Here is a 22,747-nt window from a genome sequence, read left to right as displayed (position 1 = left end):
AAACAATGAAAAAAACATGACATTAACATCCAAACAACGGGCTTTCCTCAATAGCCAAGCCCACAGCCTCAAACCGATTATCCAAATCGGGAAAAACGGGCTTAACGATCAAATCAAAACCAGTGTTCGCCAAGCACTAGACGCTCGCGAACTGATCAAGGTCACCCTCCTTCAAAATACGGACGAGAATATCCATGAAGTAGCGGAAATCTTGGAAGAAGAAATCGGTGTGGATACGGTTCAAAAAATTGGACGCATCCTCATCTTGTATAAACAATCAAGCAAAAAAGAAAACCGGAAGATTTCAGTCAAAGTAAAAGAAATCTAAGAGACACAGGAGAGCAAACCTATGGCAATTGAACTATTGACTCCCTTTACCAAGGTAGAGTTAGAGCCAGAGATCAAAGACAAGAAACGCAAACAAGTTGGTATTTTGGGTGGGAATTTCAATCCGGTCCATAACGCCCATCTCGTGGTTGCAGACCAGGTCCGCCAACAATTGGGCTTGGACCAGGTCCTTCTCATGCCAGAATATGAGCCTCCGCATGTGGATAAAAAAGAAACCATTGATGAACGTCATCGCCTGAAAATGCTAGAACTAGCCATCGAAGGGATTGAAGGGCTAGAAATCGAGACGATTGAGCTAGAGCGTAAAGGGATCTCTTATACTTACGATACGATGAAGTTGCTCAATGAGCGAGACCCAGATACAGACTATTACTTTATCATTGGAGCTGATATGGTGGACTACCTGCCAAAATGGTATCGGATTGACGAGCTAGTGGAGATGGTTCAGTTTGTCGGTGTTCAACGTCCCCGTTACAAAGCGGGAACTTCTTATCCAGTGATTTGGGTCGATGTTCCCCTGATGGATATCTCTTCAAGCATGGTGCGAGAGTTTATCGCTCAAGGTCGGACGCCCAACTTTATGTTGCCAAAACCAGTCTTGGACTACATCAAGAAAGAAGGTTTGTATTAATGACCTATGAAAACTATCTCGGCTTTTCTCGAGAGGTCTTGCTCGAAAAAATGGGCCAAATCCTTCCGGAAAAACGCCTAACTCACTGTTTAGGGGTTGAGAAGGCTGCGCGTGACTTAGCTAAGCGCTATGGGGCAGATGAAGAGCAGGCTGGCCTAGCCGGTCTATTACATGACTACGCCAAGAAATTATCAGATCAGGAATTTCTGGACTTGATCGATCGCTATGAGCTGGATCCAGCATTAGAAAACTGGGGAAACAATGTCTGGCATGGGATGGTCGGGATTTATAAGATCCAAGAAGATCTAGGACTGACAGATCCAACCATTCTTCGCAGTATTGAGATTCATACGGTTGGGAGTGGACAGATGTCAACCTTAGACAAGATTGTCTATGTAGCAGATTATATTGAGCATAACCGGACCTTTCCAGGGGTAGATCAAGCGCGGGAAATCGCCCAGGTCTCCTTAAATCAAGCGGTGGCCTATGAGACGGCTCGTACAGTCGAACACCTAGCCCACCAAGGATTGCCCATTTATCCCCAAACCCTTGAAACCTATAATGCCTTTGTAAAATATTTGAAAGAGGACTAAATGAAAGAAAAAGAATTACTTGAACTTGTTGTTAAAGCTGCCGATGAAAAACGTGCAGAAGATATTGTGGCTTTGGATGTTCAAAGCTTGACCAGTGTGACGGATTACTTTGTTCTCGCAAGCTCTATGAACAGTCGCCAATTGGAGGCGATCGCTGAAAATATTCGTGAGAAGGTCATCGAAGCTGGCTTTAATGCTAGCCATGTCGAAGGGAATTCAGCTGGAGGTTGGGTCCTTCTTGACTTAGGTGGTGTAGTGGTCCATGTCTTCTCAGAAGAAATGCGTGCCCACTATAACTTAGAAAAGCTATGGCACGAAGCAAGTGCTGTCGATCTTTCAGCAGTCTTAGCATAAGCAGGTGAACTCAGTTGGTAGCAACTGAGTTTTGTTGGTTAAATTGAAATTCTATGGAAAGAAAGGATGGGGCCTCGTGTTAAGTTAGTTTGGTAACGGAACACGAGCTAAAAACTATGAGAAAAAGAGTAACTTCCTTTGTATCTGACGATACGGCAGAAAGTTTCCTATTTTCTCTTTGCTTTTAACGCTCTTTGTATCTTGATTTATGGCGACTTATGAAACGTTTGCGGCGGTCTATGATGCGGTCATGGATGACAGTCTGTATGATTTGTGGACGGATTTTTCCCTCCGCCATCTCCCAAAGACAAAAGATAAGAAAAAATTGCTGGAATTGGCTTGTGGGACAGGGATTCAGTCTGTCCGCTTTTCCCAAGCTGGATTTGACGTAACAGGATTAGACTTGAGTGCTGATATGCTGAAAATTGCTGAAAAAAGAGCGGCTTCAGCCAAGCAAAAGATTGATTTTATCGAGGGCAATATGTTGGACTTGTCGAAAGCTGGTACCTACGATTTTGTGACCTGCTACTCTGATTCCATCTGCTATATGCAGGACGAGGTGGAAGTAGGAGATGTTTTCAAAGAAGTCTATAACGCTCTTAATGAAGATGGTATATTTATTTTTGATGTCCATTCGACCTACCAGACGGATGAGGTTTTCCCGGGCTATTCTTACCATGAAAATGCGGAAGATTTTGCCATGCTCTGGGATACCTATGAGGATGAAGCTCCTCACTCGATTGTCCATGAGCTGACCTTCTTTGTCCAAGAGGAGGATGGCTCCTTTAGTCGTCACGATGAAGTTCATGAGGAACGCACTTATGAAGTTTTAACCTATGACATTTTATTGGAGCAGGCTGGCTTTAAATCCTTTAAACTCTTCGCAGACTTTGAAGATAAGGCCCCAACAAAGACCAGTAAACGATGGTTTTTTGTAGCGCAGAAGTAGGCTAGCATGACAGTTACAGGAATTATTGCAGAATTTAATCCTTTTCACAATGGGCACAAGTACCTGCTGGAACAGGCAGAAGGGCTGAAAATCGTTGCCATGTCTGGGAATTTTGTCCAACGTGGCGAGCCTGCCATTGTAGACAAGTGGATTCGAGCGCAGATGGCTTTGGAAAATGGAGCAGACCTGGTGGTCGAGCTCCCCTTTCTCGTAGCTGTTCAGTCGGCTGATCATTTTGCCAAGGGAGCGGTAGAGATCTTGTCCCGTCTGGGAATCGACCAATTGACCTTTGGGACAGAAGAGGTCTTAGATTACCAAGCGATTGCAACTATTTACTCTGAGAAAGAAGTGGAAATGGAAGTTTTCTTGCGAAGCCTTCCTGACGATTTATCCTATCCACAGAAGACCCAAAAAATGTGGGAAAGCTTTGCTGGAGTGGAGTTCACAGGGGATACTCCCAACCATATCCTGGGCTTGGCTTATGCCAAGGCTTGTGCTGGGAAGGGGATTGTGCTCAAGCCTATCCAACGTCAAGGTGCGGGCTACCATTCAGAAGAAAAAGAGGAGGCCTATGCTTCTGCTACCAGCCTTCGTCTTCATAAAGAGGACCACGCTTTTGTGGATCAGTTCATGCCCAATAGCCAACTCTTTCAGTCGGCTCCAAAGGTATCTTGGGAGGATTACTATCAATTGCTCCGTTATCAAATCCTAACCCATCCGGAGCTGACACAGATTTTTCAGGTCAATGAAGAGTTGGCTAATCGGATAAGGGATGCCATTCGAAGCGCGAGTTCTGTGGAAGACTTGGTGGAGAAAGTGGCAACCAAGCGCTATACCAAGGCGCGTGTCCGTCGCATTTTGACTTATATCTTGGTAGGGGCGATGGATCAAGAATCGCCCGATGCCATTCATGTCTTAGGATTTTCCGCAAAAGGCCAAGCTCACCTCAAGTCACTAAAAGGTCAAGTGGACTTGGTGACGCGGATTGGTAAGGAACCTTGGGACAGTTTGACCCAGCAAGCGGATCAGGTGTATCAGTTAGGCCCTCCCCAATTGCCAGAGCAGATCTGGGGTCGAGTGCCGGTGAGAGTAGAAGAATAAACAGCCTTACGTAACCTCTTTGCCCACAGAACAAAAGCATCTTTATCAGGTAAGGCAAGAAAGTGATGATGCACGGAAACAGTGTTTATCCATTGTCTAAAAAATCTTTTTAGACAATGGATTTTTTTTACCAAATTTAGAAGCTTTTACGAATAATTAAGTGGAGAGGGAAAACTTGTACAAGTTCCTGACAAGTTTTTCTTTTTCATGTATAATAATAGAAAAGCAGTAGAATGAGGTATGGTAATGGAAGCAGTCGTTTATTCAACATTCCGCAATCATTTGAAGGATTATATGAAGAAGGTGAATGATGAGTTTGAGCCTTTGACAGTCGTGAATAAGAATCCAGACGAAGATATTGTGGTTATTTCTAAGAGCGAGTGGGACAGCCTACAAGAAACCCTAAGACTAGCTCAGAACAAGGAATTGTCAGATAAGGTCTTGCGGGGCATGGCAGAAGTCCGAGCTGGTCAGGTTCAACTCCATGAGATTGAGGGGTAACGGATGTTACTCAAGTTTACTGAAGATGCCTGGAAGGATTATTGTTACTGGCAAAGTCAGGACAAAAAAACACTGAAGCGGATTAATAGCCTTATCAAAGAGATCCAAAGGGATCCATTTGCAGGAATTGGTAAACCTGAACCCTTGAAATATGACTTTCAAGGAGCATGGTCAAGGCGGATTGATGCAGAAAATCGCCTGATTTATATGCTAGATGAGTCAGGAGTTGCCTTTCTGTCATTTAAAGATCATTACTAAGTTTCTAACAGAGAGGCTTTTTTATAGTTAAGCGAGCTATTTAAAGTTTCTAACTCATAGAAAGTTCCCATAAAATCCCCCGTTAAAAATAGAAAATTCTAGTCCAAGTTCAGCGATTTGTGATATAATGTTAAAGATTGAAAATAATATGAACCAAACACAAGGAGAATCCTCATGGGACGTAAATGGGCCAATATTGTAGCCAAGAAAACTGCCAAAGATGGTGCTAACTCAAAAGTATATGCGAAATTCGGAGTAGAAATCTATGTAGCCGCTAAAAAAGGTGAGCCAGATCCAGAATTGAATACTGCTTTGAAATTCGTTATCGACCGTGCTAAACAAGCGCAAGTGCCAAAACACGTGATTGATAAAGCGATCGATAAGGCAAAAGGAAATACAGACGAAACCTTTACAGAGGGACGTTATGAAGGATTTGGACCAAATGGTTCTATGTTGATCGTTGATACCTTGACGTCAAACGTCAACCGTACAGCTGCCAATGTCCGTGCGGCTTTTGGTAAAAACGGCGGTAACATGGGAGCTTCAGGTTCTGTATCTTACCTCTTTGACAACAAGGGAGTCATCGTATTTGCTGGTGATGATGCGGATGCTATCTTTGAGCTTTTGCTTGAAGCAGATGTCGATGTAGACGATGTTGAAGCAGAAGAAGGAACTATTACAGTCTACACTGCTCCAACTGACCTTCACAAAGCGATTGTTGCTTTGCGGGAATCTGGTATCGAAGAATTCCAAGTAACTGAATTGGAAATGATTCCTCAATCAGAAGTTGAGTTGTCGGGTGAAGATTTGGAAACCTTTGAAAAACTTTACAGCGTTCTTGAAGATGATGAGGACGTGCAAAAAATCTACACCAACGTAGATGGATTCTAATAGAAATAGACCTTTGAAGATAATTTCTTCAAAGGTTTTTTTCTTGTAGCGTGGCTTTTTAAGGAACGAGTATGAAGTAATAAAAAGTGATATAGCCCCTGGCTATAACTGAGAGAAAAAAATAGGAATTAGACGAATAGGGGAGGCAGTGATAGAATAGAACTATGCTAGAAAGGGGACGAGAATGGTATCATTTTCCTATGAACATCTAGTGCCCATTCGGCATTATGTGCATCAGCATCCAGAGTTGTCTGGACAAGAATACCAAACCACAGCTTATCTCAAAGCCTATTTGGAAAAGCTAGGTGTACGCATTTTAAACAGTGGATTAAAAACTGGTTTGATTGCTGAAATCGGAAGCGGTAAACCGGTCATTGCCCTGCGTGCAGATATTGATGCCCTCCCGATTCAGGAGAACACGGATCTCGACTATCAAAGCCAAAACCCTGGTGTCATGCATGCCTGTGGTCATGATTTCCACCAGGTGAGCCTCTTAGGGGCTGCAGAAGTCCTAAAGGGTATGGAGGCTGACTTAAAGGGAACGGTTCGGTTAATTTTTCAGCCAGCTGAAGAGACTTCTGAAGGAGCATCTGCGGTATTAGCGACCGGACTCCTCGAAGATGTCCAAGCCATCCTTGGATTTCACAACATGCCGTCATTGCCTGCGGGTCAGTTGGCCCTGCGTCCAGGCGCCATGATGGCAGGAGTTGAAAAGTTCAAGGTGACTGTCACTGGAGTGAGCAGTCATGCGGCTCGACCGGATCTCGGTTTGGATACTGTTGTAGCGATTACTAGTATGGTCCAGCAGTTGCAGACCTTGGTCTCTCGTACGGTTTCGCCATTTGAGACAGCTGTCCTATCGGTGACCCATATCGAAGCTGGTTCAACCTGGAATGTTCTTCCCAAGTCTGGTTACTTTGAAGGAACCATTCGAACCTTTAATCCGGATCTTCAGAAACGTCTCAAGGCAGATTTCATTCGCGTGATCGAACAGATCTCTAACAGTACCGGAGTCATGGTCCAATTTGATTGGGGCAAGACACCACCGGTTACCTATAATGATAAGGTCTTGGCTAAAAAGGTCTTTCGCTGGTCCAAGTCTTTCGCAGAAGTTGTGGAGGCTCAGCCGTCGACAGCGGGTGAAGATTTTGCCTTCTATCAAGAGAAGATCCCGGGAGTCTTTGCTTTTATAGGATCCAATGGTGCAGCGGATGCACCGGATCTCCACCATGATAGCATGGTCATAGATGATGCTGCTTTTGCGGTATCGGTTCCATATTATGTTGAAAATGCCCTCGCTTTGCTGGAAAAATTCTCAACCAAATGAGAGGTGATAGATAAAACCTATCACCGCTATAAAGAAAATATAATACCCAAGAGTTAGGAATTTTGATATGATGGAAAAAGCTGTTTTTTTACAGAGGAATAAACAATTTTAGTGAAAAAGGAGAACAAATGAAATTGAATAAATTCATCAAATATGTTGCTTTGAGCCTTGTGGGCTTAGCTACAGTTGGGACTTTGGTTGCCTGCTCATCCAAGTCATCAAGTAAATCAAGCGGAAAACGGACCATTGAAGTCGCAACAGTTGGGACAACCAAACCCTTCACCTATGATAAGGATGGGGAATTGACTGGTTACGAAATCGAAGTTATGCGTGAAATCTTCAAAGGATCAGATAAGTATGAGGTCAACTTTAATAAGACAGAGTGGTCTTCTATCTTTGCTGGTTTAGACGGAGATCGTTACCAAATCGGTGTCAGCAACCTTAGCTACGATAAAAAACGTGCGGAGAAATACTTGTACCCAAATCCTTACGCTAAGAACCCAGTGGTCTTAGTAGTCCGTAAAGATTCAGGCATCAAATCACTAGACGATATCGGTGGCAAGTCTACGGAGGTCATCCAAGGAACTTCTACAGCGAAACAATTGGAAGCCTATAATGAAGAACATAAGGATAATCCAACTGAACTCAAATATACAGATGGGACCATCCAGTCCATTCTGGCTAATTTGAGCGATGGCCGTTCAGATTATAAGATTTTTGAACGTTTGACCGTTGAAGCTTTGATCAAGGACCAAGGGTTGGATAATTTGGAGGTCATCGAACTTCCAAGTGATCAACAACCATACGTATACCCAATCCTTGCCAAAGGTGAGAAAGAATTGGAAACCTTCGTCAACAAACGGATCAAAGAGTTGTACGAAGATGGGACACTGGAAAAATTGTCTAAGAAGTACTTCGGTGGAACTTACCTTCCAGAAGCTTCTGATATTAAATAAGGTTTTTTAAAAACATCATAAGGAGAAAGAACATGAAATTAACAAAACTTTTTGGTGTAGCAGCCCTTGCTACCGTTGCAACCTTTGCCTTAGCAGCATGTGGGTCTTCAAAATCATCTAAATCATCTGATAAAGATGGTGTGACAACTGTTAAAGTTGGGGTGATGAGCTTAAGCGATACCGAAGAAGCTCGTTGGAAAGAAGTGCAAAAGAACTTGGATGATGCAAAAGCTAACATCAAGTTGGAATTCACTGAGTTTACAGACTACTCACAACCAAACCAAGCTGTTCGTGATGGGGATGTGGATATCAACGCTTTCCAACATTACAACTACCTTGAAAACTGGAACAAAGAAAACAGCGCAGATCTAGTTTCTGTAGCAGATACTTATATTGCGCCAATCCGTCTTTACTCTGGTACAAAAGATGGGAAGAACAAATACACAGATGTGAAAGACATTCCTGAAAAAGGAACGATTGCAGTACCAAACGACCCAACAAACGAAAGCCGTGCCTTGTATGTATTGGAATCAGCTGGTTTGATCAAGTTGGATACAAAAGATGGGGAATTGGCTACCATCAGCAACATCAAAGATAATCCAAAGAACTTGACAATTTCTGAGTTGGACGCTTCTCAAACAGCTTCTTCACTTCCATCAGTTGATGCAGCGATCATCAATAACACCTTTGTTCGTGAAGCAGGCATTGATTACAAGAAAGCTCTCTTTGTAGAAAAAGCAAACAGCAACTCTAAACAATGGTACAACTTGATTGCAGCTAAGAAAGATTGGAAATCATCTGATAAAGCAAAAGCAATCGAAGCCATTATTAAAGCCTACCATACTGATAACGTGAAGAAAGTCATTGAAGAATCTTCAGACGGTATGGACCAACCAGTTTGGTAATTGAGAGGATGAATAGAGAGGTGGAGAAGGTTTTCTCTACCTCTTATCGTGTATAGTAGGAGGAAATGATGTCCAATCCAAGAGAGACAGAACAAATACGCAAATTTGAAAATGATGAGGTGGCTCAGCATTATTTTGAAGTCCTAAGGACTCTCATCTCCAAGCGGTCTATCTTTGCCCAGCAGATTGGTTTAAAAGAAGTAGCAACCTACCTGGGAGAAATCTTCACAGCTGCGGGGGCTAAGGTAACTGTGGATGACAGCTACACAGCGCCATTTGTTATTGCTAAATTTGTTTCACCTAATCCGGATGCGAAGACCATCATTTTCTACAACCATTACGATACAGTTCCAGCAGATGGTGACCAACCTTGGACGAGTGATCCCTTTACCCTTTCGGTCCATTACGGGACCATGTATGGTCGAGGGGTAGATGACGACAAGGGTCATATTACTGCACGGTTAACGGCTATTCGAAAATATATCCGTGAAAATGGCGACCTTCCAGTTAACATTACCTTCATTATCGAAGGGGCAGAAGAATCTGCCTCGACCGATCTGGATAAGTATCTATCCAAGCACAAAAAGCATTTGCGTGGGGCAGATCTCTTAGTTTGGGAACAAGGGACTCGCAACCAACAAGGAGAACTGGAAATCTCAGGTGGCAACAAGGGGATTGTGACCTTTGACATGGTGGTCAAAAGTGCAGATGTGGATATCCATTCCAGCTATGGTGGAGTAGTGGATTCAGCATCCTGGTATCTGCTCAATGCTTTGTCGAGTCTACGAGATAAAGACGGTCGGATCCTGGTGGATGGCCTCTATGAATTGATTGAGGAGCCTAACGAGCGGGAACTGGCCTTGATTAATCGTTATGCCAATAAAACGGCAGACGATGTGACAGAAATCTATAATCTCCAATTGCCTATCCTGAAAGAGGAACGAAGTGAGTTCTTGAAACGTTTTTATTTTGAGCCAGCCATGAACATTGAAGGTTTGGGGACAGGCTATCAGGGACAGGGCGTCAAGACGATTCTCCCTGCAGAAGCTCGAGCCAAGATGGAAGTTCGTTTGGTACCAGGCTTGGAACCGAAACAAGTCTTAGAATTGATTCGTGCTCAGTTGAATAAAAATGGCTTTGAGAAGATTGAACTTGTTTTCACACTAGGGGAAATGAGTTATCGGAGTGATATGAGTGCGCCGTCCATCCTCAATGTGATTGATCTGGCCAAACGCTTTTATCCAGAAGGGGTCTGTGTCCTTCCGACAACTGCAGGCACTGGTCCCATGCATACGGTCTTTGAGGCCTTGCAAGTTCCAATGGCTGCCTTTGGTATTGGAAATGCCAATAGTCGAGATCATGGTGGGGATGAGAATGTGAAAATTGCAGACTACTATACCCATATTGAATTAATTAAGGAGTTAATCACAAGTTATGAGTAAAGAAATTATCAAACTGGACCATATCGATGTTACCTTTCATCAGAAAAAACGGGAAATTGCAGCCGTGAAGGATGTGACCATTCATATCAATGAAGGGGATATTTACGGGATTGTTGGTTATTCTGGAGCAGGGAAATCAACTCTTGTACGGGTCATCAATCTCTTGCAAGTACCGTCAGCAGGTACTATCACCGTGGATGGTGATGTCATCTATCAAGATCGGGTTACCTTGAATGCTGCGGCTTTACGCCAAAAACGCCGGGACATTGGTATGATTTTCCAACATTTCAATCTAATGGCCCAAATGACCGCTGCTGAAAATGTGGCCTTTGCCCTTAAACATTCAGACTTATCTAAAGAGCAAAAGGCTGAAAAAGTAGCCAAGTTGTTGGAACTAGTTGGTCTGTCAGATCGGGCGGACAACTATCCTGCTCAATTGTCAGGTGGACAAAAACAACGGGTGGCGATTGCGCGTGCGCTCGCCAACGATCCAAAGATTTTGATTTCTGACGAATCAACATCTGCCCTAGATCCAAAAACGACCAAACAAATCCTTGCTCTTCTGCAAGAGCTGAATCAGAAATTGGGCTTGACAGTGGTATTAATTACCCACGAAATGCAGATCGTTAAAGATATTGCCAATCGGGTGGCGGTCATGCAAAATGGTGAATTGATTGAAGAAGGCTCTGTTTTAGACATCTTCTCTAATCCTAAGAACGAATTGACACAAGACTTCATCACAACTGCAACAGGAATCGATGAAGCCATGGTGAAAATCAACCAGCAACAAATTGTTAAGAAATTGCCGGCTGATTCTGTTTTAGCCCATTTGAAATATTCTGGCTCGGTGACGGACACAGCGATTATCAACGATATTTATAAACAGTACCAGGTGTCTGCTAATATTCTACACGGAAATATTGAAATTTTGGATCATACCCCTGTTGGTGAGTTGGTTGTTATCCTTATTGGGGAAGCAGCGAATCTAACTGCAGCACAGCGGGATCTACAAGCAGCAGGTGTTTCTGTGCGTGTCTTAAAAGAAGGGAGTAATGCATGATTGACTTTATTCAAACCTATCTACCAAATGTTTACCGGATGGGCTGGAGTGGCCAAGCTGGATGGGGAACAGCGATTTATCTGACCCTTTACATGACCTTTATCTCTTTTGTGATTGGTGGTTTATTGGGACTCATTGCAGGATTATTATTAGTCTTGACAGCACCTGGTGGGATTATCGAGAATAAATTGGTTTTCCATATCTTGGATAAAATCACGTCCATCTTCCGTGCCATTCCTTTTATCATCTTGCTAGCCTTGATCAATCCTTTTACTCGTATGATTGTCGGAACTGGGATCGGTCCTACAGCAGCCTTAGTTCCCCTATCTTTAGCTGTCTTTCCTTTCTTTGCGCGTCAAGTTCAAGTCGTTTTGTCTGAATTGGACCGTGGGGTGATTGAAGCAGCTCAAGCTAGTGGGGCAACATTTTGGGATATTGTTGGTGTCTACCTTCGTGAAGGACTTCCTGATTTGATTCGTGTCACAACCGTTACCCTCATTTCCTTGGTTGGTGAAACAGCCATGGCGGGTGCGATTGGAGCAGGTGGTCTCGGAAACGTCGCTATTTCATATGGTTACCAACGCTTTAATAATGACGTTACCTTGCTAGCAACCTTCTTGATCTTGCTTTTGATTTTCTTTATTCAGTTTATCGGTGATTTCTTGACCAAGAAAATTAGCCACCGGTAAGGATGGGATAGATACATGAAAATAATACAGAAACATCAGTTTAAGCAGATTGCGGCCTTTGCAGGCTTGTATTTTCTTGCCATTGGCTTAGGTGTCCTACTTGGAAATCTGGTTGATCATCAAGGCAACATGTTCTATGCTCCCGCCTTCTCTGCCCTGGTTGGTGGAGGAATCTATCAGGTCTTTGTTGAGAAAATTCAACGAACAGGAGCCATTCTAGTCGTTGCTCTTGTGATTGGTGCTTTTTTCCTTTTCACTCGTCATGGAGCTGGAGCTTTTCTGCCTGCTCTTGTTGGAGGGCTTTTGGCAGAATTGGTCGCAAGCCGTGGCCACTATCAGTCGAAGTTAGGCAATGCGGTGTCTTTCCTCCTCTTTTCCTTTACGACGACAGGGCCTATCCTTATGATGTGGTTCCAACCAGCTAGTTACCGTGCTTCTTTACTAGCCCGTGGGAAGTCGATGGATTATATCGAACGCGTTATGGTACCGTCGAATATGGGAACGGTGAGCTGGTTTTTACTGACCCTTCTTCTTGGAGCTCTGCTTGGTTATCTTCTTGGATACTTGGTCTGTCAAAAACTAAATAGAAAATAACATGATGGAGAAGAAATATGTACAATAATTTACTAGTCCTTCAGTCAGACTTTGGTCTGGTAGATGGAGCTGTCTCTGCTATGATTGGGGTTGCCTTAGAGGAATCACCAACCCTCAAGATTCACCACTTGACTCATGACATTACACCTTATAATATCTTTGAAGGAAGTTACCGCCTCTTTCAGACGGTGGATTACTGGCCAGAAGGGACAACCTTTGTATCGGTTGTCGATCCGGGTGTCGGCTCCAAACGTAAAAGTGTTGTAGCCAAAACGGCAAAGAGTCAATACATTGTTACACCGGATAATGGGACCCTCTCTTTCATCAAGAAACATGTAGGAATCGTTGCCATTCGTGAGATTTCAGAGGTGAAGAACCGCCGGGCCAATACAGAGTTTTCTTATACCTTCCACGGGCGTGATGTCTATGCCTATACAGGAGCTAAGTTAGCCAGTGGCCATATAAGCTTTGAGGAAGTGGGGCCAGAACTCAGTGTTGAACACATTGTAGAAATACCAGTGGTGGAAACGGTTATGGAGGACAATCTTGTCAAAGGAGCCGTTGACATCTTGGATGTGCGCTTTGGTTCTCTTTGGACCTCGATTACTCGGGAAGAGTTTAATCATTTGGAACCTGAATTTGGGGAACGCTTTGAAGTAACCATCTATAACAATGACATGCTGGTTTACCAAAATCAAGTTACCTATGGCAAGTCTTTCGCAGATGTGCGGATTGGACAGCCAATCCTCTATATCAATTCCCTCTACCGTGTTGGTCTTGCCATCAACCAGGGATCCTTTGCCAAGGCCTATAATGTAGGAGTTGGGGCTTCTTGGCATATCGAAATTAGAAAAATGGAAAATTAATAGGAGATAAAATATGAAACAAAAACAAGCTTTTTCAATTAAGGATGTTGTAGCTATCGGGGTTGGAGCAGCCCTCTTTGTGGTCATTGCGATGATTCCAATTCCGGCACCAGCTCCAAATACAAACATTCAGTTGCAATATGCTCTTCAAGCCCTCTTTAGTGTGATCTTTGGTCCGATTGTTGGTTTCTTGATGGGCTTTATCGGTCATGCTATTAAAGATGCGATGACCTATGGCCTCTGGTGGACTTGGATCATTTCTAGTGGCTTGTTTGGTCTCTTTGTTGGTATCTTCCGCAAACAAATCGGTGACCTCAAAGGAGAAGTGACCAAGAAAGAATTGATCGTCTTTAACGTTGTGCAAGTCATTGCCAACTTGCTTATTTGGGGATTGATTGCTCCGATTGGGGATGTGATGATTTACAAAGAAAGTGCCAACAAGGTCTTCCTTCAGGGTGTTGTAGCAGGTTCTGTCAATGCTTTAGTGGTAGCTATTGCAGGTTCTCTTCTCTTGATTGCCTATGCTCGTACCCAAACAAAAGACGGAAGTTTATCTAAAGATTAATCGTAAATAAGAAGAGAAAGTCTGGGAAACCAGGCTTTTTTTGTTTATCGAAAATATTTTTTTACAAAATGTAAGATATATGTTGCAAAATAGAAAATATAGTGTATAATAGAGCTATAAAAACAAGAAAGGAAAAGCATGTGGCGAAAAATCTCAAATTAAAAATGGCCCGGGTCGAGCATGATATGACCCAGGGGGATCTTGCAGATGCCATCGGGGTGACGCGTCAGACCATTGGCCTGATCGAGGCAGGGAAGTACAATCCGACACTCAGCCTCTGCCTAGCAATTTGTAAGACCTTGGATAAGACGCTGGATCAACTGTTCTGGGAGTAACAGTTTTAACAATAGAAAGAGGAAATATATGAAACAAAAGAAAGAACCAATTGTAAAAGATGAGCGGACCATGCTGCTTGATGGAAAAATTGCAGGGGAACTTGTTCTAGGAATGACCTGCTTTATTGCAGTCTCTGCCTTTGTGAAAGCTAGTATCCTGGACTTAGACCTAGTAGCTTATATTCCAGAGCTCATTCTCTTGATTGTCATGGGAGCTTATGCCTTTGTGAGAAGGATCAGTTCAGGTATTGATGTTCGAGATATGTTAGAAAAAGATAGCTGGTTCAGCCGCATTGGGTCAGGCATCCTATTTGCCTTATTTGTGATTGCAACAGATGTGATTGGGAAGCGAGAAACGATGAGCTTTATGTTCGCTCCCAAGTATCTGCTCAAGATCGTTCTTGCCATTTTAGTCTTTGCCCTTTTGACTTATCTGTTAGAGAAACCACTTGCTCTTATCAATCGGAAAAAACAGAAGAAGATCGAGGCAGAGTTGGAGGAGGAATAAATGAGATTACAATTGTTGAACAAACAAATCATAGATGAACGAGAAGAAGGACTGGCCAATAAGGCTGGTGCTGAAACGGCTAGTTTTCTGTTTCTTGTCTTAACCGTTTTTAGTGTGGGGTCTATATTTACTTCCAAGGCCGGATTAAGTCCAATCATGGTCATAACCTTACTCATTGTTTCAGGAATTTTTTATGCTATTCGTTGTCAACGTTTGGGCGTACGGTTTATCAGCTATAGCTACCTAAATCTAACAGGTGTTGTAGTAGTGACCTGTATTCTTGCCTTATTCATCTGGGCTCAGAATTATCAATTAAATCAACCCCTCTATCAGTCTAATCCCTTCCATTCAAAATTCTTACTGGTGCTTCCGATCACATTTCTCCTGAATCTTCCGATTGTATGGGGGATGAATTTCCTTGTGATGCTCCTAGCCAAAGTAGAGAAAAAACGCTATGAAGCTTATCTGGATCAGTTGGAAAAGGAAGAGTAGTTAGTTGGAACCTTATTTTCGTCGTATAAAAGGTCTGGAACCCCAGGCTTTTATTTTTCAGTCAAATAAATTGCATTCATTTTCTGGGGAGAGTATACTGGTATAGTTGAATGAAAAATTCTGATAATTTAATCTTAGAAAAGAGAATCTTATGGCAAAACCTATTCGTGTTTTACTTTACTATAAATATGTTCCCATCGAAAATGCCGAGCAATTTGCGGCAGACCACTTGGCTTTCTGTAAGTCTATTGGCCTCAAAGGGCGTATCCTAGTCGCTGACGAAGGGATCAACGGTACTGTTTCTGGCGACTACGAGACTACTCAAAAGTACATGGACTACGTTCACAGCCTTCCAGGCATGGAAGACCTCTGGTTCAAGATGGATGAGGAAGAAGAGCAAGCTTTCAAGAAGATGTTTGTTCGCTACAAAAAGGAAATCGTCCACCTTGGGTTAGAGGATGAAAACTTCGATGAAGATATTAATCCACTTGAAACAACGGGTGCTTACTTGTCTCCAAAAGAGTTCAAAGAAGCCCTTCTTGATGAAGATACCGTTGTCCTTGACACACGTAACGATTATGAGTATGACCTAGGACATTTCCGCGGTGCCATCCGCCCAGATATCCGCAACTTCCGTGAGTTGCCACAATGGGTCCGTGATAACAAAGAGAAATTTATGGACAAGCGTGTCGTAGTTTACTGTACAGGTGGAGTCCGTTGTGAGAAATTCTCAGGCTGGATGGTGCGTGAAGGCTACAAAGATGTTGGCCAATTGCATGGTGGTATCGCCACTTACGGAAAAGACCCAGAAGTTCAAGGAGAGCTATGGGATGGTAAAATGTACGTCTTTGACGAGCGGATTGCTGTCGATGTTAACCATGTTGATCCAAGTGTTGTCGGAAAAGATTGGTTTGATGGAACACCATGTGAACGCTATGTCAACTGTGGAAATCCTTTCTGTAACCGTCGCATCTTGACTTCAGAAGAAAACGAAGACAAGTACCTCCGTGGCTGCTCCCATGAGTGCCGTGTTCATCCACGCAATCGCTATGTAGAAGAACACAACTTGTCACAAGCAGAGGTTGCTGAGCGTTTGGCCGTTATCGGTGAGACACTTGATGGAACTCTTGCATAAGTTAAAAACAGCCTTTTGGCTGTTTTTTTCTATGGAAAGTCATGAAAATTTGTGCTATAATTTGGTAAGCGATTACAAAAAGGAGAAAACAAATGTCAGTTGTGTTTTCAATTCGAAATAAAAAGAGTATGTTTGGCTATCAAAAAGTGATGCCAGCTAAAGATGTATTAAATTTGGTGGAGGGAGTTCTTACTTACAGTTTTGAGGAAGCTATGCTTGGTCGCCCTCTCAAAGATTTTCCAGCTATGATGTGTATCCGTTATGGCAAGAGCTGCTTGCCCATCATCCTTCGTTATCTGGATCAAGAACATGCTTACCAGTTCATCCTTGCAGATTTTGCCACCCTTGAAGATTGGCGACTCATCTTAGAATGGCTCAGTGCCCTAGCTCGCCAGTTAGGAAATGAGATTCACGATAATTTGGGGACCAGCTATGACGCAGACTCTATTTTCTCTTTTGACTATGAGAACCATTTGCTGAAGAATCTACAGAATCTAGAACAAGATCCAGACCTTCATCAATATCAGCTTCAGGGCTTCGCTCATCCTGTGATTTTAGATCGTGAGCTCCTTCGTAAAATTCTAGACTCCGCTCAACCTTTAGAGGAGTTCAGTCAAGTGGTTAAAAAGGTTCAATACAGCTCCGCCTTCTTTAGTCAAGTTCGTTTCTACAGACAGAACGAAACGGGAGGTATTATTGGCAGTTACAGTCTAACAGAAGATACGGATACTGTCTTGCCACGAGTGCCTTTTGTACCTGCTGAGTTTGTAGAGAAGGTCAATATGGATGAAATCATCGACTGGAAAGTGAATTTAGTGGAAATTACTGGAAATCCCGATATGCCAGAGAGTTATAAGCCAGTGGCAGCTGTGAATTTAGAAGCCTTACTGAGTGCTTTGGACTCAAGTGAATTTGACTTGTTGGATGCCAATCAAATTGAAATCAAAAAATTGTCTAAGGAACGCTTGTTGCAATTAGCCCAACTCTAAAAAAAGTTCTCAATTCTGAGAACTTTTTCTTTTAATTTGATTCATGTGGCAAGATCAAGTTGAGGATGATTCCTGTCATAGCTGAGAGAGCTGTTCCTGCGAGGGTCACTGGACCAAGTTTCAGAGTAGCCCCACCAAGTCCAAGAACCAACATAGCACTTGCAATAATCAAGTTGCGCATTAAGCTGAAGTCGACGCGTTCTTTAATCAAGACTTTCAAACCGTTACTTGCAATCACTCCGTAGAGAAGGATGGACATTCCACCGAGAACAGAGTTTGGAATGGTAGAAATGAGGGCAGTAAACTTACCAAAGAAGCTCAAAGAAAGAGCGATCAAGGCAGCATTTCGGATAACGGAAACAGAAGCGATACGGGTCATTCCGATTACACCGGTGTTTTCTCCATAAGTGGTATTGGCTGGACCACCAAGGAAGGCTGATACAGAAGTTGCAATCCCATCACCAAGAAGGGTACGATGAAGTCCTGGTTGTTTCAAGAATTGACGGCCACAGATTTGGCTAAGCACTGTATGGTCACCGATATGTTCTGAAATCGTTACGATAGCTATTGGCAAGATGGCAATGGTTTCAGGCCCAAAATACAAGTTGTATTGTTTGAAGGCACCACCTGTATTGAAAGGAAGATAGAAGCCAGGAATCTCAAACCAGTTGGCTTTGAGGACTGGATCGAAGTTAACCAAGCCCAAGCAGACTGCGAAGACATAGCCACCGATAATGGCAAAGAGGAAAGGAATAATTTTGAAGAAGCCTTTTCCTTTGGTGTTGATGAAGGCAGCGATCAGGAAGGTCACGACAGCGACAAGGGCATTTTTCCAGTCTCCCCCTTCGACAAAACCGGCGTTCTTAACAGCTGATCCTGCAAGCCCTAAACCAATGACGATGATCATAGGTCCAATAACAACGGCAGGAAGCAATTTGTCAATCCAGCGAGTGCCAGCAACTTTAACCCCTGCAGCAACAAGCACGTAGATCAGACCAGTCAGAATAACCCCAGTTTGGGCTGCATCGACTTTTCCGCCCATTTCCTTCATCGCCAAAGCCATAGCGGTGATAAAGGCGAAGGAAGAGCCGAGATAGACAGGGACTTTAAAGCCGGTACAAGTCATATAGATTAGCGTCCCAACGCCTGATGCAAAGAGCGCAACAGATACGGGCATGCCTAAGATGAGTGGTACCAGGATGGTTGCCCCAAACATGGCAAATACGTGTTGGAAACTTAATAAGATTCCTTTTAGGGGTGCCGGATTTTGGTCGACATCCAGGAGCAAATCAACAGTTGATTCTTCTTTCATAATAACCTCACTTTTGGGCACCAAAAAAGAGCCCATGATTTTTTTGCATAGCAAGGGCCCTCAGATTGTTCATATTCTGTGTCTTTGTCACCTCACAGGATGACATTAAAAACCTTTGCTTCTAAGAAGTATAGCAGAAAAAATTCGTTTTGTAAACGAATTTTTCCCGAGCCAAGAAACAAGAGAGCGAGGTTCGTTTTGTAAATATTTTTTTCTCGAGCCTGAAAACAAGAAAGCGAGGTAGGAGTTAGTAAGTGTTATCTATTATCATCAAGAAAGAGGTCTGCGATAGACGCAGTGGTTGAGTGGCCCATCCCCCGCTCTAATTCTCGCTTGGATGGCCCTACTCAACTTTGCGGGGGAGGGACGACGAAACCGTCATTTTAAATGGTAACCGATTTCTGTCCCTCTCCCTTTTCCCGAGCCCGAAAATGAGAAAGCGAGGAGGGAGTAATTAGGGTTTTCATTTTTGCATCAGAAAAGAGGTCAACGATTGACGCAGTGGTTGAGTGCTCCCTCTTTATTTTTTTGGGAGGTCAGCTGTGTTGTTTCCTAGCACAAAAGGCGAACAAGTGGGGTTTCTCGCTCCTTTGTTAGAAGGAAAGAAGCCGGTTTTATGGTATAATAGAGGACCAGAAGTAGAATATATGAAAGAGGAGCAAGAGATGCTGTTAGAAGAATTTGATGCCAATCGACAGGCGATTATCAATCCACAAGACTTACACAAACCAATTGAAGGATTTCCCAAAGTAGTCATCTCTTGCTTTTCCAGAGTAACTTTTGCGCGCCTCCTTGAAAATTATGAACATGAGGTGATTGCAAGAACTTCCATGGCTAACTTTGAAGTCATTGTCTATGGGATTACGATTGAAGACCAAGAGATTGCTGTCTTTAATGCACCAGTTGGGGCTGCTTCTTGTGTGGGAATTATAGAGGATTTGATTCAATTTGGGATGGAAAAACTAGTGCTCTTTGGGACCTGTGGGGTTTTGGACCAAGATATTGAGGCGACCTCCATCATCATTCCAACAGCAGCTCTTAGAGACGAAGGGACCAGCTATCACTATCTTCCGGCTAGTGATGAAGTGGAAGTAAATAAGGAAAGCCTTCCTCTCTTCCAAGCTTTTCTGGACAGTCACAAGGTTTCTTATCAGTCAGGAAAAGTGTGGACAACCGATGCTCCCTATCGGGAAACCATCGACAAGATGAAGCGTCGAAAGGAAGCAGGGGCCATCTGTGTCGATATGGAGTGCTCTGCAGTGGCAGCTTTAGCAGCTTTTAGGGGCTTTGAACTCTGCCATTTCTTCTACGCGGCGGACCACCTCTCTGAAGAAAAATGGGATATCCGAACCTTATCTAGTCATGAGGACTTAGATGGTAAGGACCGAATCGCGGAGTTGGCAATACAATTTGCGCTCTTATGGGAAAAGGCAAACTAAATGAAAGAAGCAATCATCGAATTGAAGGATTTTTCCTTCCAGTATAAGGCTCAGTCTGAGCCGACCTTAAAGGGGATTAACCTGACCATCTACGAGGGAGAAAAGGTCCTGATTGTGGGACCATCTGGCTCTGGTAAGTCAACCATTGGTCAGTGTCTAAACGGGATTATTCCCAATATCTATAAGGGAACCAGTAGTGGGCAATTTCTCATTCAGGGGACAGAAGCCTTTGATCATAGTATTTATGAAAAATCTCACTTGGTCAGTACGGTTTTACAGGATACGGATGGCCAGTTTATCGGTCTTAGTGTAGCAGAAGACTTGGCTTTTGCTCTTGAAAACGATATGGTGGAACCGGAAAGTATGAAATCTCGGGTTCACACCTGGGCGGAGCGCTTAGATTTGAGCAAGCTCTTGGACCATCGGCCTCAAGATTTATCCGGTGGGCAAAAACAGCGGGTGAGCTTAGCTGGCGTCCTGATCGACGAAAGTCCGATCCTGCTCTTTGATGAGCCACTGGCTAATCTAGATCCCAAATCGGGTCAGGATATCATTGATCTAATCGATCAAATTCATGAAGAGCAAGGGACAACAACCATTATCATCGAACACCGTTTGGAGGATGTGCTCTATCGTTCCATTGATCGGGTCATCTTGATCAATCAGGGGCAAGTCCTCTTTAATGGGGAGCCAGATGAGTTGTTGAGAACGACACTGCTGGCTGAAAATGGGATTCGGGAGCCCCTCTATTTAACAACTCTTCGCCAGTTAGGCCAGGATATCAGCAAGCTACCGAATTTGGACAAGGTGGAAAAAATACCACTTGAAGATTTATCAGTGGAAATTCCAATTCCACATTTTGAAAAAGGTGCAGAGGCAGAAGCAATTTTAGAGCTTGGTCATTTGAACTTTGCCTATCGAGAAAGCCAGCCTATTCTTAAAGATCTTTCTTTAACCGTTCTAAAAGGCCAACGGCTAGCGATTGTTGGTAAAAATGGGGCTGGAAAATCAACCCTTGCTAAGGCGATTTGTGGCTTCATCCAGACGGAAGGAACCTATTTCTCAAAGGGAGAGGATATCAAGGGTGATAGTGTCAAGGAGCGAGCAGAGAGAGTAGGTTATGTCCTGCAAAATCCTAACCAGATGATTTCATCGACCATGGTGTTTGATGAGGTAGCTCTCGGTCTTCGCTTGAGAAATGTCCCAGAGGACCAGATTGAAAGTCGTGTCCATCAAGCCTTGAAAACTTGTGGTCTCTATGAGTTTCGTAAGTGGCCGATTTCTGCTCTATCCTATGGCCAGAAAAAGCGGGTGACCATCGCTTCGATTTTAGTACTGGGGCCTGAGGTTTTGGTACTGGATGAACCGACGGCAGGCCAGGATCAACGAAACTATACAGAAATTATGGATTTCCTTGATGAACTCCAGCAAAAGGGGCATACCATTGTCATGATTACCCATGATATGCAACTGATGCTGGATTATTCCGACCGGGCAATTGTGGTCATGGATGGGCAGATTTTAGCAGATTTGACGCCGGCAGAGCTCTTGACCCAACCAGAAATTTTGAGACGGGCTAATTTGAAAGAAACGTCTATTTTCGCCTTGGCAAATCGACTTGGTGTCGATCCTCTTGCCTTGACCCAGTTTTATATGAATCAGAAAGGGGAAGGTCATGAATAATCGCTTAGTCGGCTACCATGCCGGAACCAGCTTTCTGCATCGCCTCTCAGGCGCTAGCAAGCTCCTTTTCCTACTCTTTGTCTCATTAGCAGCTATGTTGAGTTATGATACCCGCTTGCTATTGGTCATTGGTCTAGGTGCCCTCGCCTTATTTGCAATCTCAGGCATTCGTTTGAAAGACATCTCTTTTGTTCTTAGTTTTGCCTTAGCTTTTGCTCTTCTCAATGTCTTGATGGTCTATCTTTTTGCCCCTCAATATGGGGTAGAGATCTATGGAGCAAAAACAGTTCTTCTAGATGGTTTAGGAGCTTATAGCATCACAGCTCAAGAGTTGTTTTATCTTTTCAACCTAGCTTTGAAGTATGTCTGTACCATTCCTTTGGCTCTTATTTTCCTGATGACCACCCATCCTAGTCAATTTGCTTCGAGTCTTAATCAGATAGGAGTGTCCTACAAGATTGCTTATTCAGTCAGCTTGACCCTGCGCTATATTCCAGATGTGCAGGAGGAATACCAGATTATCAAGCTCTCCCAAGAAGCAAGAGGATTGGAGTTGTCCAAAAAAGCCAACTTTGTCCAGCGGGTGAAGGGAAATCTTCAGATGATTTCTCCCTTGATTTTTAGTTCTCTAGAGCGAATTGAAACGATTTCTACGGCGATGGAATTGCGACGCTTTGGAAAAAATAAAAAACGAACCTGGTACACCTATCAGGAGATGACGACTCGTGATCACTTGATTATCCTGGGGTCAATCTTTATGGTAGTCTTAAGTATAGTCTTGATTTGGGTAAACCAAGGTCGCTTCTATAATCCTTGGAGGTAAG

The 22,747-nt window shown here is 43.4% G+C and carries 27 protein-coding genes; 26 read left to right on the top strand and 1 reads right to left on the bottom strand.

The window, feature by feature from the left end; translation table 11 throughout:
* Positions 1-16 precede the first annotated feature (16 nt).
* The 23 genes from yhbY to E5S68_RS05735 all read left to right on the top strand — a co-directional run bounded on the left by yhbY (position 17) and on the right by E5S68_RS05735 (position 17,489).
* Positions 17-328: a ribosome assembly RNA-binding protein YhbY gene (yhbY, locus tag E5S68_RS05850; protein WP_006595720.1), complete on the top strand. Its 312-nt coding sequence runs from the start codon at positions 17-19 to the stop codon at positions 326-328.
* 21 nt (positions 329-349) lie between these two features.
* On the top strand, positions 350-979 hold the full coding sequence (locus E5S68_RS05845) for a nicotinate-nucleotide adenylyltransferase (protein WP_135782727.1): 630 nt from the start codon (positions 350-352) through the stop codon (positions 977-979).
* A complete protein-coding gene (gene yqeK / locus E5S68_RS05840) occupies positions 979-1,572 on the top strand; it encodes a bis(5'-nucleosyl)-tetraphosphatase (symmetrical) YqeK (RefSeq protein ID WP_135782726.1) in 594 nt (197 codons plus the stop codon). The genes E5S68_RS05845 and yqeK overlap by 1 nt, the downstream gene beginning before the upstream one ends.
* Positions 1,573-1,926, top strand: coding sequence for a ribosome silencing factor (rsfS, locus tag E5S68_RS05835; protein ID WP_135782725.1), 354 nt, complete (start codon positions 1,573-1,575; stop codon positions 1,924-1,926).
* Positions 1,927-2,134: 208 nt separating this feature from the next.
* Positions 2,135-2,875, top strand: a complete 741-nt coding sequence (locus E5S68_RS05825) for a class I SAM-dependent DNA methyltransferase (protein WP_135782724.1) — start codon at positions 2,135-2,137, stop codon at positions 2,873-2,875.
* Positions 2,876-2,881: 6 nt separating this feature from the next.
* A complete protein-coding gene (locus E5S68_RS05820; RefSeq protein WP_135782723.1) occupies positions 2,882-3,976 on the top strand; it encodes a nucleotidyltransferase in 1,095 nt (364 codons plus the stop codon).
* A 246-nt stretch (positions 3,977-4,222) separates the two neighbouring features.
* Positions 4,223-4,477 carry a type II toxin-antitoxin system Phd/YefM family antitoxin gene (locus tag E5S68_RS05815; RefSeq protein WP_003014291.1) on the top strand — a complete coding sequence of 85 codons (255 nt, stop codon included), beginning with the start codon at positions 4,223-4,225 and terminating at the stop codon, positions 4,475-4,477.
* Positions 4,478-4,480: 3 nt separating this feature from the next.
* The gene (locus E5S68_RS05810) at positions 4,481-4,735 is read left to right on the top strand and encodes a Txe/YoeB family addiction module toxin (RefSeq protein WP_006595728.1); all 255 of its coding nucleotides are present in this window, start codon (positions 4,481-4,483) and stop codon (positions 4,733-4,735) included.
* A 174-nt stretch (positions 4,736-4,909) separates the two neighbouring features.
* Positions 4,910-5,626 (top strand): YebC/PmpR family DNA-binding transcriptional regulator, encoded by a 717-nt coding sequence (locus E5S68_RS05805; RefSeq protein ID WP_006146163.1) that lies wholly within the window; start codon positions 4,910-4,912, stop codon positions 5,624-5,626.
* A gap of 184 nt (positions 5,627-5,810) precedes the next feature.
* The gene (locus E5S68_RS05800; protein WP_135782722.1) at positions 5,811-6,953 is read left to right on the top strand and encodes an amidohydrolase; all 1,143 of its coding nucleotides are present in this window, start codon (positions 5,811-5,813) and stop codon (positions 6,951-6,953) included.
* 128 nt (positions 6,954-7,081) lie between these two features.
* Positions 7,082-7,909 (top strand): amino acid ABC transporter substrate-binding protein, encoded by an 828-nt coding sequence (locus tag E5S68_RS05795; protein ID WP_135782721.1) that lies wholly within the window; start codon positions 7,082-7,084, stop codon positions 7,907-7,909.
* Between the two features lie 32 nt (positions 7,910-7,941).
* The gene (locus E5S68_RS05790) at positions 7,942-8,814 is read left to right on the top strand and encodes a MetQ/NlpA family ABC transporter substrate-binding protein (protein WP_135782720.1); all 873 of its coding nucleotides are present in this window, start codon (positions 7,942-7,944) and stop codon (positions 8,812-8,814) included.
* A 68-nt stretch (positions 8,815-8,882) separates the two neighbouring features.
* Positions 8,883-10,256, top strand: coding sequence for a M20/M25/M40 family metallo-hydrolase (locus tag E5S68_RS05785; RefSeq protein WP_006597153.1), 1,374 nt, complete (start codon positions 8,883-8,885; stop codon positions 10,254-10,256).
* Positions 10,249-11,316, top strand: coding sequence for a methionine ABC transporter ATP-binding protein (locus E5S68_RS05780; RefSeq protein ID WP_135782719.1), 1,068 nt, complete (start codon positions 10,249-10,251; stop codon positions 11,314-11,316). Before E5S68_RS05785 ends, E5S68_RS05780 begins: the two co-directional genes overlap by 8 nt.
* On the top strand, positions 11,313-12,005 hold the full coding sequence (locus E5S68_RS05775) for a methionine ABC transporter permease (protein ID WP_006595735.1): 693 nt from the start codon (positions 11,313-11,315) through the stop codon (positions 12,003-12,005). The genes E5S68_RS05780 and E5S68_RS05775 overlap by 4 nt, the downstream gene beginning before the upstream one ends.
* 15 nt (positions 12,006-12,020) lie before the next feature.
* Positions 12,021-12,599, top strand: coding sequence for an MptD family putative ECF transporter S component (locus E5S68_RS05770; RefSeq protein WP_135782718.1), 579 nt, complete (start codon positions 12,021-12,023; stop codon positions 12,597-12,599).
* A 17-nt stretch (positions 12,600-12,616) separates the two neighbouring features.
* Positions 12,617-13,465, top strand: a complete 849-nt coding sequence (locus tag E5S68_RS05765) for an SAM hydrolase/SAM-dependent halogenase family protein (RefSeq protein WP_135782717.1) — start codon at positions 12,617-12,619, stop codon at positions 13,463-13,465.
* Between the two features lie 13 nt (positions 13,466-13,478).
* Entirely contained in the window at positions 13,479-14,030 is a 552-nt protein-coding gene (locus E5S68_RS05760; protein ID WP_135782716.1) for an ECF-type riboflavin transporter substrate-binding protein, read from the top strand.
* A gap of 140 nt (positions 14,031-14,170) precedes the next feature.
* On the top strand, positions 14,171-14,365 hold the full coding sequence (locus E5S68_RS05755) for a helix-turn-helix transcriptional regulator (protein ID WP_003005328.1): 195 nt from the start codon (positions 14,171-14,173) through the stop codon (positions 14,363-14,365).
* Between the two features lie 28 nt (positions 14,366-14,393).
* Positions 14,394-14,873 carry a DUF6773 family protein gene (locus E5S68_RS05750; protein ID WP_129822404.1) on the top strand — a complete coding sequence of 160 codons (480 nt, stop codon included), beginning with the start codon at positions 14,394-14,396 and terminating at the stop codon, positions 14,871-14,873.
* Complete coding sequence (locus tag E5S68_RS05745) at positions 14,874-15,365, top strand: DUF6773 family protein (protein WP_129822403.1); 492 nt, start codon at positions 14,874-14,876, stop codon at positions 15,363-15,365.
* 151 nt (positions 15,366-15,516) lie between these two features.
* Positions 15,517-16,500 (top strand): oxygen-dependent tRNA uridine(34) hydroxylase TrhO, encoded by a 984-nt coding sequence (trhO, locus tag E5S68_RS05740; protein ID WP_129822402.1) that lies wholly within the window; start codon positions 15,517-15,519, stop codon positions 16,498-16,500.
* A gap of 92 nt (positions 16,501-16,592) precedes the next feature.
* Entirely contained in the window at positions 16,593-17,489 is an 897-nt protein-coding gene (locus tag E5S68_RS05735) for a DUF4299 family protein (protein WP_135782715.1), read from the top strand.
* A 31-nt stretch (positions 17,490-17,520) separates the two neighbouring features.
* Here the strand turns inward: E5S68_RS05735 and E5S68_RS05730 are convergent, their stop codons facing one another.
* Complete coding sequence (locus E5S68_RS05730) at positions 17,521-18,801, bottom strand: uracil-xanthine permease family protein (RefSeq protein WP_167470833.1); 1,281 nt, start codon at positions 18,799-18,801, stop codon at positions 17,521-17,523.
* A 665-nt stretch (positions 18,802-19,466) separates the two neighbouring features.
* On the opposite strand from E5S68_RS05730, the gene E5S68_RS05725 reads away from it, so the two are divergent.
* Genes E5S68_RS05725 through E5S68_RS05715 form a run of 3 tightly spaced genes read left to right on the top strand, consistent with a single transcriptional unit; the run spans position 19,467 to position 22,746 of the window.
* The gene (locus E5S68_RS05725) at positions 19,467-20,240 is read left to right on the top strand and encodes a nucleoside phosphorylase (RefSeq protein WP_135783106.1); all 774 of its coding nucleotides are present in this window, start codon (positions 19,467-19,469) and stop codon (positions 20,238-20,240) included.
* Positions 20,241-21,923, top strand: coding sequence for an ABC transporter ATP-binding protein (locus tag E5S68_RS05720; protein ID WP_135782714.1), 1,683 nt, complete (start codon positions 20,241-20,243; stop codon positions 21,921-21,923).
* Positions 21,916-22,746 (top strand): energy-coupling factor transporter transmembrane component T family protein, encoded by an 831-nt coding sequence (locus E5S68_RS05715; RefSeq protein ID WP_135782713.1) that lies wholly within the window; start codon positions 21,916-21,918, stop codon positions 22,744-22,746. Before E5S68_RS05720 ends, E5S68_RS05715 begins: the two co-directional genes overlap by 8 nt.
* The last annotated feature ends 1 nt before the right edge of the window (position 22,747 follow it).

It is taken from the genome of Streptococcus rubneri, assembly GCF_004785935.1.
Taxonomy (GTDB): domain Bacteria; phylum Bacillota; class Bacilli; order Lactobacillales; family Streptococcaceae; genus Streptococcus; species Streptococcus rubneri.
This window is presented reverse-complemented; position numbering and strand designations above follow the sequence as displayed.